Source organism: Pseudoalteromonas umbrosa (genome assembly GCF_030125375.1).
GTDB classification, from domain to species: Bacteria; Pseudomonadota; Gammaproteobacteria; order Enterobacterales; family Alteromonadaceae; genus Pseudoalteromonas; species Pseudoalteromonas umbrosa.
Genome location: NZ_JASJUU010000001.1, coordinates 1,069,900 through 1,085,422, shown reverse-complemented (window position 1 = coordinate 1,085,422; position 15,523 = coordinate 1,069,900). Strand labels below are relative to the sequence as shown.

14 protein-coding genes are annotated in these 15,523 nt (G+C 42.1%); 2 read left to right on the top strand and 12 right to left on the bottom strand.

Annotation, left to right across the window (positions count from 1 at the left end; all coding sequences use genetic code 11):
• Window position 1: 1 nt before the first annotated feature.
• A complete protein-coding gene (locus QNM16_RS04710; protein WP_284019421.1) occupies window positions 2-850 on the bottom strand; it encodes a hypothetical protein in 849 nt (282 codons plus the stop codon).
• A 307-nt stretch (window positions 851-1,157) separates the two neighbouring features.
• On the opposite strand from QNM16_RS04710, the gene QNM16_RS04705 reads away from it, so the two are divergent.
• Window positions 1,158-1,523: a hypothetical protein gene (locus QNM16_RS04705; RefSeq protein WP_284019420.1), complete on the top strand. Its 366-nt coding sequence runs from the start codon at window positions 1,158-1,160 to the stop codon at window positions 1,521-1,523.
• Between the two features lie 78 nt (window positions 1,524-1,601).
• Here QNM16_RS04705 and QNM16_RS04700 read toward each other — a convergent pair whose 3' ends face one another.
• Window positions 1,602-3,110, bottom strand: coding sequence for a hemolysin (locus tag QNM16_RS04700; protein WP_284019419.1), 1,509 nt, complete (start codon window positions 3,108-3,110; stop codon window positions 1,602-1,604).
• Between the two features lie 203 nt (window positions 3,111-3,313).
• On the bottom strand, window positions 3,314-3,523 hold the full coding sequence (locus tag QNM16_RS04695) for a hypothetical protein (RefSeq protein ID WP_284019418.1): 210 nt from the start codon (window positions 3,521-3,523) through the stop codon (window positions 3,314-3,316).
• 77 nt (window positions 3,524-3,600) lie between these two features.
• On the opposite strand from QNM16_RS04695, the gene QNM16_RS04690 reads away from it, so the two are divergent.
• Complete coding sequence (locus QNM16_RS04690) at window positions 3,601-4,107, top strand: GNAT family N-acetyltransferase (RefSeq protein ID WP_284019417.1); 507 nt, start codon at window positions 3,601-3,603, stop codon at window positions 4,105-4,107.
• Here QNM16_RS04690 and QNM16_RS04685 read toward each other — a convergent pair.
• The 9 genes from QNM16_RS04685 to ald form a co-directional block, all read right to left on the bottom strand.
• Window positions 4,102-4,347: a DUF3862 domain-containing protein gene (locus tag QNM16_RS04685; protein WP_284019416.1), complete on the bottom strand. Its 246-nt coding sequence runs from the start codon at window positions 4,345-4,347 to the stop codon at window positions 4,102-4,104. The two genes, QNM16_RS04690 and QNM16_RS04685, sit on opposite strands and share 6 nt — an antisense overlap.
• A 13-nt stretch (window positions 4,348-4,360) precedes the next feature.
• Entirely contained in the window at window positions 4,361-5,203 is an 843-nt protein-coding gene (locus QNM16_RS04680; RefSeq protein ID WP_284019415.1) for a CsiV family protein, read from the bottom strand.
• Window positions 5,200-8,673, bottom strand: coding sequence for a transcription-repair coupling factor (gene mfd, locus QNM16_RS04675; RefSeq protein ID WP_284019414.1), 3,474 nt, complete (start codon window positions 8,671-8,673; stop codon window positions 5,200-5,202). Before mfd ends, QNM16_RS04680 begins: the two co-directional genes overlap by 4 nt.
• 17 nt (window positions 8,674-8,690) lie before the next feature.
• On the bottom strand, window positions 8,691-9,581 hold the full coding sequence (locus QNM16_RS04670; RefSeq protein ID WP_284019413.1) for a carbon-nitrogen hydrolase: 891 nt from the start codon (window positions 9,579-9,581) through the stop codon (window positions 8,691-8,693).
• A complete protein-coding gene (locus QNM16_RS04665; RefSeq protein ID WP_284019412.1) occupies window positions 9,574-10,626 on the bottom strand; it encodes an agmatine deiminase family protein in 1,053 nt (350 codons plus the stop codon). Before QNM16_RS04665 ends, QNM16_RS04670 begins: the two co-directional genes overlap by 8 nt.
• 56 nt (window positions 10,627-10,682) lie before the next feature.
• Entirely contained in the window at window positions 10,683-11,279 is a 597-nt protein-coding gene (locus tag QNM16_RS04660; RefSeq protein WP_284019411.1) for a PilZ domain-containing protein, read from the bottom strand.
• Window positions 11,280-11,364: 85 nt separating this feature from the next.
• Window positions 11,365-13,233, bottom strand: coding sequence for a methyl-accepting chemotaxis protein (locus tag QNM16_RS04655; protein WP_284019410.1), 1,869 nt, complete (start codon window positions 13,231-13,233; stop codon window positions 11,365-11,367).
• A 122-nt stretch (window positions 13,234-13,355) separates the two neighbouring features.
• Window positions 13,356-14,198 carry an HDOD domain-containing protein gene (locus tag QNM16_RS04650; protein ID WP_284019409.1) on the bottom strand — a complete coding sequence of 281 codons (843 nt, stop codon included), beginning with the start codon at window positions 14,196-14,198 and terminating at the stop codon, window positions 13,356-13,358.
• 153 nt (window positions 14,199-14,351) lie between these two features.
• On the bottom strand, window positions 14,352-15,473 hold the full coding sequence (ald, locus tag QNM16_RS04645; RefSeq protein ID WP_039609996.1) for an alanine dehydrogenase: 1,122 nt from the start codon (window positions 15,471-15,473) through the stop codon (window positions 14,352-14,354).
• Between the last annotated feature and the right edge of the window lie 50 nt (window positions 15,474-15,523).

Below are 15,523 nucleotides of genomic sequence, written 5' to 3'. Positions count from 1 at the left end.
ATTAGTTTTGTTCGTTTAAAGCGTCCGCTCTATATGGGTCTTGTGAGTTGAAAGTTCCCGCTCGAAATTCATGGTCATTAGTTGTTTGTCTGTCTGCTCCACCTGCGATGGTCGAGCGGAACCCTTTTGCCGTGTTGTTTTGCCCACCCAAGATGGTGGCGGCTTCCCGTGCTGCGGTGTTATTGCGGCCACCGGCAATAACCGTCTGTTGCACTGTAGCTGTATTGTTTTGACCGCCTAGAATATTGACTTGTAGTGCTTTAACTACTTTGTTATTTACGCCGCCAGCAATTGTGCTGTACTGGCCATCTAAATCATTACTTTGTCCGCCTAAAATGACCATTGCATGGGAAAACTCATCTGAAATTGTGTTGTTATTACCCCCTAAGATGCCACTTAAAAACGCCTTGTTTGTGTTGCCTAAGCCGCCAGCAATCGTGCCTCTGTCTGCATTTGCTCCCTCAACTAAGCTGCTTGACCCAGTAACGAAACTTGAAGGGGCATGCACGGTATTTTTAGTGCCTGCAATCAAAGAGCCTGAGCGGGTATAAGTGTGCCCATAACCAATAATTAAATTATGCGAGCCTGATGTAGAAACTGGTGGTTCAGAGCCAACATCGTTATAGCCGATAATTAGGTTACCTGTACCATTATTAGACTGTGTATCACCCAGTCCATTGGTAATTTGTAAGTTGCAACCGTGGATGTGGATAGTGTCATTAGACTGAGACATACAGCCTAAAATGTTCGATAATTTAGCGCGTTGATCAGTATTCAAATGATGTGCGCTGGCTGAGATTGATATGCAGGTTAGCCCAGTTACAATGGCTAGTTTTTTAAATGTATTCATATTAATAGCTCCAATTAAATATTACGCTCATATTGCGTGCTTCTGGTGTGCAGATAGCTTGATGAACTGTTTTGTGCTTGTTGCTAAGCACTGGAGCCACTTTATCGAGTGTTTTTATAGGAGGCGTCCGAACTGTTTTAAGTAGACCCTTTTTATTTTGATGATTTTTAACTCATTGAATGTATTTAATTTATTTTCAAAAAGTTAAAGTGCACATAAATCTAGACTAGAAAATAAGACATTTTCAGGCTGGCTTTGCAGTACTTTTTATGATTAAAGTAAAAGGGTGGATAAAAAAGGAGAAAATATGGTTATATCTAATATCAAGTATGTAATATTAGGATGTTTAGTCTCTTCTAGCGTATTGGCAGCCCCTGTATTTTCGGACTTTAGTGATAGAGTAGACATACCAAGTGCTAAATCGGTCACTGTTGAAAATCAAACACAAAAGCAGTTCAACAATTATCTCAATAATATAAAGGCTCAGAAGCACCATACTTCTATTGGGGCTATGTATTCAGCGCTGACGCCTGACGAGCAAATCAAATATAAATATGAAAAAGGCATTTTACGAGAGGCAGTCAAGTTTGAGTCGCTACATGAGTATACTTACAAAGTGAAAGTGTCAGCTAACAAGGTTGAACAGCAAACACACTATATATTTTGGGAGTAGGAGAGAGCTCGATAAAAAAGCGATTTGCTGTTAAGGCCAGTTAAGCAGCAAATCGCATAAAGGTTAGATTAGTTAAATTTAGTCACATCCTTTTTGGATTGGCGTAGTCCAGACCCTCACGACAAAATCATTGTAGTCATTATCGTTTTGATCTTCCCAGTATTGCTTGTCACCATATACAGTGTAATTTGTGGTTAACTGATTACTGTTTCCGTTGATCGCCAATACATAATTATAGCTACTGCCGACTAGCACATCGTAACTACCAGAGCCGCCGTACTCGTCTAACAGTTTGACATAGCTGCCATTAACTTTAACGCCCCAGTCGTTATTATATCCAGCGCTTTCACTCACAAATTGATAGTTGATACGGGTATATTCGTCTGGAATACACTGCGGGTCATTTTCAAGTACGGTACCTGGTAATGACGCAGAGCCAGTCACATTCTGATCTGCGGTAGCTTGAAGGGTGAATGTTTCGTCGCCTTCATAATCTTGGTCGTCAGTTGTATCAATGACTATATTCGCGGTGGTATCACCGCTCGGGATTGTGATGCTACTTTGACTTAAGGCTAAATCAGCTGAACTCGTCGTGCCATGCGTAATACTTAAATCAATAGAGACATCCTGATAGTAATCATTACTCAAGGTGACTTGATATTCTAGCTGTGAACCTTCAAAAGCAGAGTCTTTAACTGCTTCCAATGTAAAAGTTGGAATAGGGTCAGTTTCACACGTTGGTGTGGTGTAACAAGCAACTTCATTGTGCGTGTTCGTGGCTAGGTCGTTGAGTCTCACAGGTACAGTCGCCAGTAGGCAAGTGTTACCAGACTGTGGATTCATTTTATAAAGCTTGGAGCGATTCACATGACCATAGTCATTGATCAGTGTTCGACTAACCACGACTTCTCCAGCTTGGTTTAATGTCGCGCCGGTTGCAGCAGTTAATGAATGGTTTGCAAGCTTGGTGACTTCGTATGTAGTTCTATCAATTTGATAAACAGATCGACTGGTAATTTGATAGAGATTACCGTCTTGGATGACTAAGTCTCCCCTAAATTTGCCCTTCAATGAACCCAATGCACCTAATTCAGTGGCCGCACCAGTATTTTTATTAATTTGATATAGCTTTTTAAAGTCAGTACCAAGTAGCTCGTTACTGTCAGGGTCAAAGACCATACTCAAAACTTGTGTGGTTCTATCAACCACGGTGTGTGAGTTTGTATTAAAGTCATAATAAGCAAGGCGTAGATACTTAAAACGCTGACCTTCAATAGGTAAGTGCGCCTTTTGCTCTTCAGTGAGGTCTGTTAAGCCACTGATGTCCACTTTGTATTCAATGGGTCTTGGTGCCGAAATGTAATACATGCGCTTATCTTCACTGTCATAAGCTAACGCGGAGGCGCTAAATTCGGCAAGGGTTTGTGCATATGCACTATTATTCTGCTCATTTAAGCCAAATAAAATCCCCACATCGCCACGACCAGCATTGATGCCGAATAATTCGCCGTGACAAGTATTTGCAAAGCCAAGGGTGGGCAATGACGCAGTTGCGAGGGTTAAAATGGTTAGTGATGTTTTTAGCATGGTAACAAACTCTGTTCAGTTTATCCTAAGCAAGCTAACACAACACAAAGTAATCACACATCTACATCCTCTGTACGATGTGCATTCTTATTCCTTCGAGACAGACGCATCCATTATTATCTTTGCAATCTCATTATATCATCCTCCCTTATGAACAAAATTGCAACAATAAAATACAACTAATGGATTAAAAAAAGCGAGAGTTAACTGTTTTTGTGTGATTCCAAGTAGTTAGGCAGTAGCTCATCAACAATTAATTTTGCAGGGAGTGTATAGCGAACACCTTGGAACATGACAGAAGTGTGTTCATCGATGCCTGTGATACCTGTTAAGGTCCAGCCTTCGCCTTTTTCTGGACACAAAACTTTTGTAGTCGGTGGGATCACTTTAAATTCGTCACTTTTTTCAGTCATATTTTTATCTTCACTGGACTTTCAAATAAGATGAGGTAGTTTATACCAAAATAATAAAAAATCGACCCATAAACCAGATGGAACTACGAACAAAGAGGCTGATATTACGCCCCGTTTCTTATAGAGACTGTAACGCACTGCTTAAAATTTTAAATGACCCAAAAGTGAGTCACTATAACGACTACGGTACTGATTTATCTTTGCAAGATATCAAAGCCATGATCCAAGGTGATTTAGAGCTTTTTTATCAGGGGGTTGGAGCGCGTTTTGCACTATTAAAAGAGGGGGTTGTAATTGGCTCAATAGGTTTTTTTGACTATCAAGATTCTACATCAGAAATTTCAATTGGTTATGAACTTGCTCCTGAATATTGGGGTAATGGGTATATGCGCGAAGCGGCTAGTTGTCTAGTTGACTCATTGGCAAACGTACTACCTAAAGCGCTTATTGAGCAAATTAATGCCAAAGTTGATAAAGAAAATAAAAGAAGTATTAAGTTATTAAAGCATTTGGGTTTTGAGCAAAAGCACAAGCGATATCGCTTACACCTTTGCCAAATTGAATCACAGATGCGTGCTTTATAGGCCTTTTTTGCTAAATAATGTCACGCGATCAGAAACCAGTGTCACAGTAATGTTCTTGGATTCATTTCCCCAAACACAGTTAGTATGCAACGTTTTTTCTTCGCATGAATCTGCTGAACCTAGGACTTGTTCAAGTTCTGCTTTCTCCATACCAACAGATATTTTTTCGTAATTTTCGATACTGACTTTTGAGCAAGCAGTAAGTGAAAGTAAAGCTGCAATGACTAAAAGTTTTTTCATGCTATTGATCCTGTTAGTGCTTATATTTTCTTATCTGAAAAATAATACCCATTTTAGGGTGATCTAAATAATGTATATCGCCACTATAAACGCGAGTGAACTGAGACATTCTAGCTGACTCCAGCTCACCAGAATCTGACATATAGCGATAATCAAAGTTACTCGTCACGTATAAGTAGTGGCGAATATGAATTTTCATCGTACCATCTAGCTCCCACAATGTGTCACCGCCAGTTCTTATACTGGGCTTTGGCTCGTTACTGAGTAGGCTGATAAAGTTATCGTTACTCGACTCATTATAGATGTAGCTGGCAGGCTCAACGTACTTTTTACCGCCATAAACAACAACGTTGGGAGCACGCTTTTTACTTTGATCAGGGAAACGCCAACCAGTATGTAAAATAGCTGTATGCCCTTTACGTTCAAGCTTTTTGCGTATTGACTCAAACTTAAGTTGCTCAGGTGCCAACAAATACATAGATTGCATATGTTCAAGTGGCTCACTGACAGGCACAACAGGTAGAATGTCATAGCGTCTTACATAGTCAATGTCGTCATCGCAATACCATGAACTTTGGGCTCTAGTAAACTGTTCAGTGACACTGCGTGGGTCGTAGCTTGGGTCTCCTGATAAGCAAGACTGATGACCAACATTATTGTACCCTTGCGTGAGTAAATCTAATCGTTTCTCAGTAGGTAACGGCGGCGTTTCAATTGAAAAGTCCTCCTTAATGGTTGACGCATCTTTTTGAGAAAAAGCGATTAACTCAACTTCATACCAGCGCACCGCAAAAGCAGGCATGGCTGATGTGCTCAATGCTGCTAATAGTCCCCATTTAACGATCGATTGCTTCATGCAACAGCCTTTTTCTGAAAGTCATCCATCATGGCATTAATGAGCTTCAAACGCTCTTGGCCATTTTTTTCTTCTATATTAAAGCGTAATTTACTCGCGCCTTCCATACGATATATGGCAGGGTTGCTTTGTATCAAGCCGATGATGAACGTCGGGTTAACACTGGTGTTATTACTAAATTCAAAATAGCCACCTTTTGGATTCGCTTCAATCTTCTGTATTCCGATTTGTTGTGCTTTACATTTCAATAGCTGTATTTCGAAGATATTTTTAGCAGCATCTGGTAATAAGCCAAAACGGTCTATTAGCTCAACCTTTAACTCGTCTAGTTCATTTTCAGAAGACAGAGTAGCAATGCGCTTGTACATGCTAAGGCGAGTATTCACATCATGGATGTAATCATCAGGCAGTAGAGCTGGAAGTTTCAAGTCAACTTCGCTTTGTTGTTGTAATAAATTCTCAAGCGTTGGCTCTTTACCATCTTTGAGTGCTTGGACGGCTTGCTCTAACATTTCCATGTACAAGGTAAAGCCAACAGTTTGGATTTGACCGCTTTGGTCGTCACCTAGCAGCTCACCTGCGCCACGGATCTCTAAATCATGCGTTGCAAGTGCAAAACCAGCGCCTAAGTCTTCAAGAGACTCAATAGCTTGTAGTCGTTTTATCGCATCTTTGGTCAAGCTTTGGCTATTTCGAGTTAGTAAATATGCATATGCTTGATGATGGCTACGACCAACTCGGCCGCGAAGCTGGTGTAGCTGTGCTAAGCCAAGTTTGTCAGCACGATCCATAATGATGGTATTCGCTGTTGGGATATCTATACCTGTTTCTATGATAGTGGTACATACCAACACGTTGTGTTTTTGATGGTAAAAGTCACTCATCAAATGCTCAAGTTCGCGTTCGCGCATTTGACCATGCGCAACAGCGATATTTGCTTCTGGTACAAGCGCTGAGATATCCGCTGCAGTTTTTTCGATGGTTTCAACGTTGTTGTGCAGGAAGTAAACCTGACCACCGCGTTTTATCTCGCGTAAGATGGCTTCACGAATAAGTTCGTCGTTGCGCTCATGGACAAAGGTTTTAACTGCCAGTCGCTTTGCTGGTGGCGTTGCGATAATAGATAAATCACGCATACCGCTCATCGCCATATTAAGCGTTCTTGGGATTGGCGTTGCTGTTAGCGTTAAAATGTCGACGTCTGCACGAAGCTTTTTAATCTTTTCTTTTTGGCGTACACCAAAGCGGTGTTCCTCATCGACAATCAATAAACCTAAGTCTTTAAACTTTATGTTTTCTTGAATGAGCTTATGGGTGCCAATGACAATATCAATTTTGCCGTCTTCCAAGGCATTTAGTGTTTCTTTTTGTTCTTTTGTGCTGTTAAAGCGAGACAATACGCCGACTTCGATAGGCAGATCGGCAAAGCGGTCTTTGAAGTTTTCAAAGTGTTGTTGTGCAAGTAGTGTTGTTGGTACTAGCACGGCAACTTGTTTATTGTCGTTTATGGCAACAAATGCGGCACGCATGGCGACTTCTGTTTTTCCAAAGCCCACATCACCACATACAAGCCTATCCATTGCTTGATTAGTCTGCATGTCACCAATAACAGCCTCGATTGCGTTACGCTGATCGTCTGTTTCTTCAAATGGGAAACTATTGCTGAAATCTCTATAGGCGCCACCATCAAGTTTAAATTGATGGCCTGGTTTGCTTTGACGTTTAGCGTAAATATCTAATAGTTCAGCTGCAACATCTCGCACTTTTTCAGCGGCTTTACGTTTGGCTTTCTCCCAAACATCTGAACCCAATTTATGCAGTGGGGCAGAGGCTTCTTCACCACCAGAATAACGACTCAGCATATGCAAAGATGAAACCGGAACATAAAGTTTGGCATCACCAGAGTAGATAATGGTCACAAACTCTGTGGCAACCCCCGCAGCATCAATGGTTTGCAAACCAAGGTAGCGACCAACACCGTGGTCTAAATGCACAATTGGCTGGCCCTCTTTTAGCTCAGCTAGGTTACGAATAAGGGCATCTTGTCCTTGCTCGTATTTGTGCTTACGACGTCTGCGTTGGGATACTTTAATCCCCAGTAATTCTTGTTCTGTGATGAGTGATAAAGGTTTCTCGCCATTAAGAAAAACAGATGCTTCAAGCGGGCTGACTACCAAACCAACGTCGGTACGGCCTTTATTGAATGCTGCAAAGGACTCGAATTCTTTTAGTTTCAAGCCTGTTGGCTTTAAAAGCGTTAATAATGATTCACGACGACCATCTGACTCAACACTGAAAAGTACTTTACCTTTTTGTTTTTTTTGTTCAGTGATGTAACTCACAATGGCTGAATATGGATCTGCTTGCTTATGATCAATACGCACATCATCAATAAGGGCAGAATTAACGTTTGTGTGGCCTGCTTTGGTCCCAAGAGGGGCTTGGCTTAATCGAATTCTGGGGTAATGTGAAAACGCCTCAAAAAGCGACTCGACATTAAGGTAAAGTTCTTTTGGTTCTAGCAATGGTCTTAATGGATCAACTCTACGGTTTTCATATCGTTTACTGACATCTGACCAAAAGTCTCCAGCGGCGTGCTCGATATCGCCTAGATGCATGAAAACAACATCTTTAGGTAAGTAATCAAAAATGGTCGCCAGCTTGTCATAAAATAGTGGTAAGTAGTATTCAATGCCTGCTGGCCAATTACCCCGTGTTACCTGCATGTAGATGGAGTCTTGTTCAGAGCTTGCTCCAAAGGTTTCACGGTATTGAATTCGAAAGCGCTCAATGTCACTTTCGTTGGTTGGAAATTCGTGTGCAGGCAATAAGTCTATTGACTTTATGGTCTCGCTTGAGCGCTGTGTTTCAATGTCAAAAAGACGAATACTATCTAGCTCATCATCAAAAAAGTCTAAGCGGTAAGGGTGCTGACTGCCCATTGGGTAAAGGTCAATAATAGAACCGCGCACAGCGAATTCACCATGTTCCATAACCTGCTGTACGTTACGATACCCCGCTTGAGTAAGGGTGTCTTTGAGACCTTGCGCATCTAGCGTGTCGCCCACTTTAAACTGCAGTGCATTGCCATAGATAAACTCAGGCGGCGCGGTTCTGAGCATTAATGTTGCAACAGGGATGAGCAGCACCCCTTGTTGCTTTGTGCGTAGCGCATTAAGACTGGCTAAACGCTGAGAAATAATATCTTGGTGCGGCGAAAAATGGTCATAGGGGAGGGTTTCCCAATCTGGAAAAACCATGACATTGTCTTCACCAAGTAAATAACCTAGCTCAGTTTCTAATCGAAGTGCACTGGGGGTGTCTGGCGTGACTAAGACAACAAGGGATTGGTTCTTTTTTACTCCCTCGCTGATAGTAATTGCCAAACTACTACCGAGTAATTGACCCCAATGGATCTTGTCCTTTGCTGATTTTACCCAAGGTAGCTCATTCCACTGCACTAATGCCATTCTTAACTCCTAACTACTTAATCTCTGTATATTTTACATAGGTCTTGATAATGATCTATACGTCTATCGCGTAAATACGGCCAAATACGACGAACCGACTCACTGCGGTCTTGATCAATATCGACGACAAGCACTTCTTCTTGATCTTCAGTACCATGAACAAGCAGTTCACCCTGAGGACCGGCGACAAAAGAATTGCCCCAGAACAAGATACCTTCGCTTTGCGCACTTGGATCAGATTCGTGACCAACTCGGTTAACACTAATAACAGGTACACCATTAGAAACAGCATGTGCGCGCTGTGCAATCATCCATGCATCACGTTGACGAATTTGCTCATCTTTATCATCACGCGGGTCCCAGCCAATGGCAGTTGGGTAGATAAGCAACTCAGCACCCGCCATGGCCATTAATCTCGCGCCTTCAGGGAACCATTGATCCCAACAAACTAACACGCCTAATTTGCCCACTGATGTTTGGATTGGTTCAAAGCCTAAATCACCCGGGGTAAAGTAAAACTTTTCATAGAAGCCAGGGTCGTCAGGAATATGCATCTTACGATACTTTCCTGCAATGGTGCCATCCGACTCAATTACGACTGCGGTATTGTGATATAAGCCCGTTGCTCGTTTTTCAAAAAGCGAGGCGACAATAACAACGTTGAGTTCTTTCGCAAGCGAACAAAATGCATCCGTACTTGGGCCCGGTATGGTTTCAGCTAAGTCGAATAAATCCGTGTCTTCAGTCTGACAGAAATATAGGCTACGGTGAAGCTCTTGTAATACAACTAATTTTGCACCTTGTGCTGCCGCATTTTTAATGCCTGAAATGGACTTTTCGAAGTTACTTTCTAGGTTGTCGCTATTAGCGTGTTGGATTAACGCGACTTTCAAATTATTGTTACTCATTTGGGTTCCTACTTAAAAAGCCTTGAGGTAGTTGCATTGTGATACAGTGCAAACTGCCAAATTGATGAATAATTGGCAGGCAGTCAATGCCAATAATGGTTCTTTCAGGATGTGCCTTTTGCAATTGAGTCAATGCAAGTGCGTCTTTTTCATCTCCATAAATAGGGAGCAACACAGTATCGTTAATGATCAGATAATTCGCATAGGTTGCAGGTAAACGCTCATTCTCATCATTGTATTTAGCACTTGGCCAAGGTAAAGGTACTAAGTTATATGGTTCACCTGAAGGAGTGACAAACTCTTTAAGTTGAGACTCCATCGCATTGAGTGCCTGATAATGTTCGTCTTGTTCATCGTCACATTGCACATAAACAAGGGTATTATTCGGTGCAAATCTGACTAGCGTATCAATGTGGCTGTCCGTGTCGTCACCAGCAAGATAGCCATGGTCAACCCACAAAAATGAAGTTGCGCCTAGCTCTTTAGTGAGCTCAGCTTCAACTTGCTGCTTGTTCAGGTGAGGGTTGCGATTTGGATTCAGTAAGCACTCTGATGTGGTTAACAAAACTTTGTGCTCGTTAATCTCGACACCGCCACCTTCTAACACCAAGTTGACTTGTTGAACTTGGTTATGTTCGTCTGCAATTTGCTGACACATAGCGGCATTGATCTTGGTATCTAAATCGCTTTGGTATTTGTTTCCCCAGCCGTTAAAGATGAAGTCTTTTATACTGAGTTCACCGCTTGTATTGGCTGTAGTCAGCGGGCCATGATCACGTGCCCAAGTATCGTTGCAAGGCGCATCAACAAATACGATTCGTTGCATATCTACGCTGGCATTAATCAGTAGGGTGGTAATATGGTTTTTAAGCGCTTCGTCGTGGGCAACGATAACCACTTTTTGAACTTGTGATATTTGCTGACATAAGGCGATATAAACAGGCTCAACTTGCTCAAGAATATCAGCCCAGTCAGTATTTTTGTGTGGCCATGTGACCATCACCGCATCTTGCGGTGACCATTCAGGTAATAACGTAAAACTCATGACGATAATAGATTTTTAATTGCTAGGGGCTAAGTGTATCACTGCACGGCGCTGTGTCAGCTATTTTGATCACTTTCGGTGTCTGATTGTCGTTTTTTTAATTGCCTTGTTTGTGCATGTAAGCTGGCTCGAACTAATAGCTCTTGGTCTGTATCTCTAATTTGAGTGAAAGCTAGGGTATATTGAAGGGCATCATCATCTTGTTTTGAAATCTCAATCACTTGGCTATAGCAAAAAATGGCACTGGCTTCATATTGCAAAAACACTTTGGTTCTAAAGTTCTGCCCGATTTGAAATTGCTCATTTGTCGTGAACTTGATCCCACCACCGCCATAACTGTCGCAATAGCTGGTTTCATCTTCTGGTTGTTCATTGGCAAGAATGTGGCTCATGATGAGGTCAATTTTTCGCGATTGAGCTTGAAGGTAAGCGGCCAAGTCTGAAGCAACATCACCTAGGTTTCTCAAAGGTCTTAGCGCATTCAAATCTAGCTCATTAATTTCATTAGCCAGCCTGAATAAGGGAGGTATTGCGGCTTCAAGCTGAGCTTGGCTTCTAGGCACCATGTTTTCATCAACAGGGAATAAGTTGATTTGATTTGCTTCGTCTATCTGAAAATATTGGTCAAAGTTTTCTTTTAAGTTCGTTTGCATTTATGTATGCCGATATTAATGTTGCTAGAGTAGCTATACCTTTATTTTCGCCACTCTAGCCATTTAAATCAAGATGTTAACTAATTTATACTTTAAATTGCTCCAACATGTCCTCTTGTTTTGCGATTTTATCAACTTGAGACTTCATGGTGTGATCCACCACTTTCGCTTCATCGACAACGGTATTTGACAGGTTTCGTATCTCAGATGCATTGTGATCGACTGCTTCTACCACTGTTTTTTGCTCTTCCAACATGCTGGCAATATTTACATTTAGCTCAACAATATTGTTAATTGACTCTCGAATGGCGTGGAGGGCATCTTTTGTTTCTTCCGCTTTGACAACGGTCTTTTCAACAATAGTTTGGCTTTGCTTCATAACCCCTACAGCATTTTCAGCCCCAGATTGAAGTTGGTCGATCATCGATTTAATTTCTGTGGTGGCCTCTTGTGTGCGCTGGGCTAAGGTTCTCACTTCATCTGCCACCACTGCAAAGCCTCTGCCAGACTCTCCGGCTCTGGCAGCCTCGATTGCCGCGTTAAGAGCAAGTAGGTTTGTTTGCTCTGCAATACCATTAATGACAGAAAGGATCTGCTCAATTCCAGACGAAGATACTTCTAGTTCATTAACGACTTCTACAGCGCGTTCAATTTGTGATGAAAGCTCACTGATGGAGCTAGTTGATTGCACGACTATGCTCTCACCATCTTTTGCCAAACCGTCTGTAGTCTTAATTGCGTCAGCAGCAAGCTGTGCTGTACTTGCAACCTGTTGCTCTGTATTGGACATATTGGCAGTCGAGTTGACTAACTCATTCAGTGCTTCCAGCTGTCTTTGGATGGCTTGTGTTGCGTGGTTAGCACCGGCAGATGTTTGCTTGGCATCATCGAGTACTTCGTGTCCTAAAGTTTGAATTTCGGCAATGATGTTTTGCAGTCGAGAGGTAAATAAGTTGAAGTTTTCTGCTAAGTCAGAAAACTCAGGTTCACTCGAAGCTTGCAACCGAACTGTAAGGTCTGCGTTCCCTCTGGCAATATTAGACATCGCAGCGTTAATCGCTTCAAGTGGTTTTAATAAGATATTAATGACATAAGATAAGGCTAAGAAGCTTGCGATAACTGCGATGATAGAGACGACTGTTGCGTTGTAGGTGAGCGTTTCCATAGCAGAAAACACTTTTTCTTTCTCAAGGGCAACACCGACATACCAATCATATCCTTCAACTGCTTTAAACATAACAAGGTAGGTGACCCCGTCAATTTCAATTTCCTGTGATGATTCCCTGACAACTGTGTTACCTAAGAAGTTACGTGCAGGTTGGCCATTTAGCGATACATCTGGATGAGAAATGGTGCTGCCGTTAGAGCTCACCATAAATGAAAAACCAGCATCAAATAAGTTAAATGAATTAATCATGTTGCCCAGTTTCGCAAGGCTGACATCATAAAAGATGGCGCCGTGAAATTGACTACCTTTAAATACTGGTGCACCAATGGATACAACAATCTCACCACTGACGGCATCCGCATAAGGATCTGTCACGACTAAATTCTTTGCCGCCTTTGCATCTTTATACCAAGGGCGAACTCTTGGGTCCCATGTCGAACCAGGGTTCCAGTTTGGGTCGCTTGCCACATATTTACCTGAACTTTCTTCACCGTAGCCGATGAGTAAAAACTCAGAGGTTAGCTTGGGCTGAGAAATCATAGGCCGTGCCTTTTCAAGGCCATCGACCTGAGCGACTAGCCCAGTAGTAAGCGCTGCAAGGTTCATAGCGCCCTGCATTTGAGCAGTGACAGTATTACTGATCCCTTGGATCACTTCTTCCATACTGTGAGTGACTTGTTCTTCTAAGTTTTCTTTAAGCAGGAAGTATTGCTTGACCGACAGTAAGAATAAGGCAAGCACTAAAACACTCGCAGAAACGGCGACTACTTTATATTTAAACTTCACTGAACGTCTCCCAGATGTGAGCTTATTATTAAAGGTAAATCATAAGCGAATAGTTGCAATGATTTACGGTAGTTTAATGGTTTTATTTACAATTTAGCATCAAAACTTCAAAGTAAAGTACGTTATGTTGACTCCAAAGTACTATATAACTCATCCAGTTCTTCTTCAGACATATTCACAAAATCTAATACTTCATCACTAATCGCCTGCCATTCATGATCGTGCTCGATGGTGGCGGTATTTTTGAATAGAAAATTACCGTGACGAGCAAGCTTTAAAACCGAAAGAAGTTCCAAAGCAATACCGTCTAGCTCGCCAGAGCGGAATATGCCATTGGCATCATGTTGGTAATAGATGACGTTGATCATAGGTTTTGGCAACTTCCATTGCTGCGCAAGTAGTGCGCCTATGGTGGCGTGGCTAGTATTGTATTTACCAAATTCAAACTCAGTTGCTTTGCTCCAACCATGGGTTTTCGCAACGTCTATCACCTCGATGTAATCATCAAAATGTACACACAATAAAGGGATCCCAACGGTATGGAATAACCCAAGCATGTAAGCATGGTTCGATAAACCGGGTTTGTTTAACTTCAAGCAGAGCGTTGAGCAAAGCTGCGCAATATCGCTTTGGTCTTGCCAAAAGTTTTCTAAAGCTGGTGGCGTTTCAACAGTCGCTTTAACAGCAACCGCTTTAACAAGCGGTATTAAACGCTTCAGACCAAGGATCATGATGGCTTGTTCAAGAGATTCAATTTCTTTACTACGGCGAAAGGCTGCTGAGTTGACGACTTGGAGTATTGCGGCGCTGATGGCAACGTCACTTTGTAAAATTTGAGTGATTTTATTGATGTTTGGTTCAGGGGATTTTGTTTCTTGTGAAAATTGAACAAGTGCTTCGGGTCTTGGTGGGATGGATATAGACCTGAGGATCTGTTTTTCTTGTTGGGTTAAAGATATGGCCATAACTTCTCGCTCACTGCATTATCTTACATTGATAAGAATAGCCAAGAATTGTAAAAACGAGAAAAATAGAAAGGGTATGGGAGGGAACAATTGATTTAAAATCAAAAAGGCCCGCGAAAAGCAGGCCTTTTAAATATTCAATGCTGTTTGCGATTATGCGTTTTCAACAGCTGAACGTGGCTCAACAAATTCCATATTGAAACCTTCAGCAACTTCTTTACAAGTTACTTGGCCTTTAAGAACGTTAAGACCGTTTAAGAAGTGCTCATCAGAAAGAAGCGCTTCTTTGTAGCCTAGGTTCGCAAGCTTGATGATATACGGCAGAGTTGCGTTGTTAAGTGCAAACGTAGAAGTACGAGGAACCGCACCTGGCATGTTAGCAACACAGTAGTGAACAACGTCGTCAACGATATAAGTTGGTTCTGCGTGTGTAGTCGCTTTAGAAGTAGCGATACAACCACCTTGGTCGATTGCAACGTCAACGATAGCAGCGCCAGGCTTCATCGCTTTGATGTGTGCTTCAGTTACTAGCTTAGGAGCAGCTGCACCTGGGATTAGTACACCACCGATAACAAGGTCTGCTTCAACAACGTGCTTCTCTAGTGCATCAACTGTTGAGTAGATAACTTTTGCTTGGCTACCGAACTGAGCGTTAAGGCTACGTAATACGTCGATGTTACGGTCAAGGATAGTAACGTCAGCACCCATACCAACAGCCATTTGAGCTGCGTTACGACCAACCATACCGCCACCGATAACAACAACTTTAGCTGGCTCAACACCAGGTACGCCACCAAGTAACATACCGCGGCCTAGGTTTGACTTTTCAAGCGCCTGAGCACCTGCTTGAATAGACATACGGCCAGCTACTTCTGACATTGGCGCTAGAAGTGGAAGACCACCACGTGAGTCAGTTACAGTTTCGTATGCAATACAGATTGCGCCGCTCTTGATTAGATCTTCAGTTTGCGGAAGATCTGGTGCTAGGTGAAGGTAAGTGAACAGGATCTGATCTTCGCGTAACATTGCACGCTCAACAGCTTGTGGCTCTTTTACCTTCACAATCATTTCAGCTTTAGCGAAAACGTCCGCAGCTGTAGGTAAAATTTCAGCACCCGCTTGGATATAATCTTCGTCAGTGAAACCAATGCCGATACCTGCATTTGTTTCAACAATAACCTGGTGGCCGTGGTTAATTAGCTCACGAACACTTGCTGGAACCATACCAACACGGTACTCGTGGTTTTTAATTTCTTTAGGTACACCAATAATCATAATAAATCGCCTCAAATAAGAACGGATAACATTTTCGACTATTATAATTA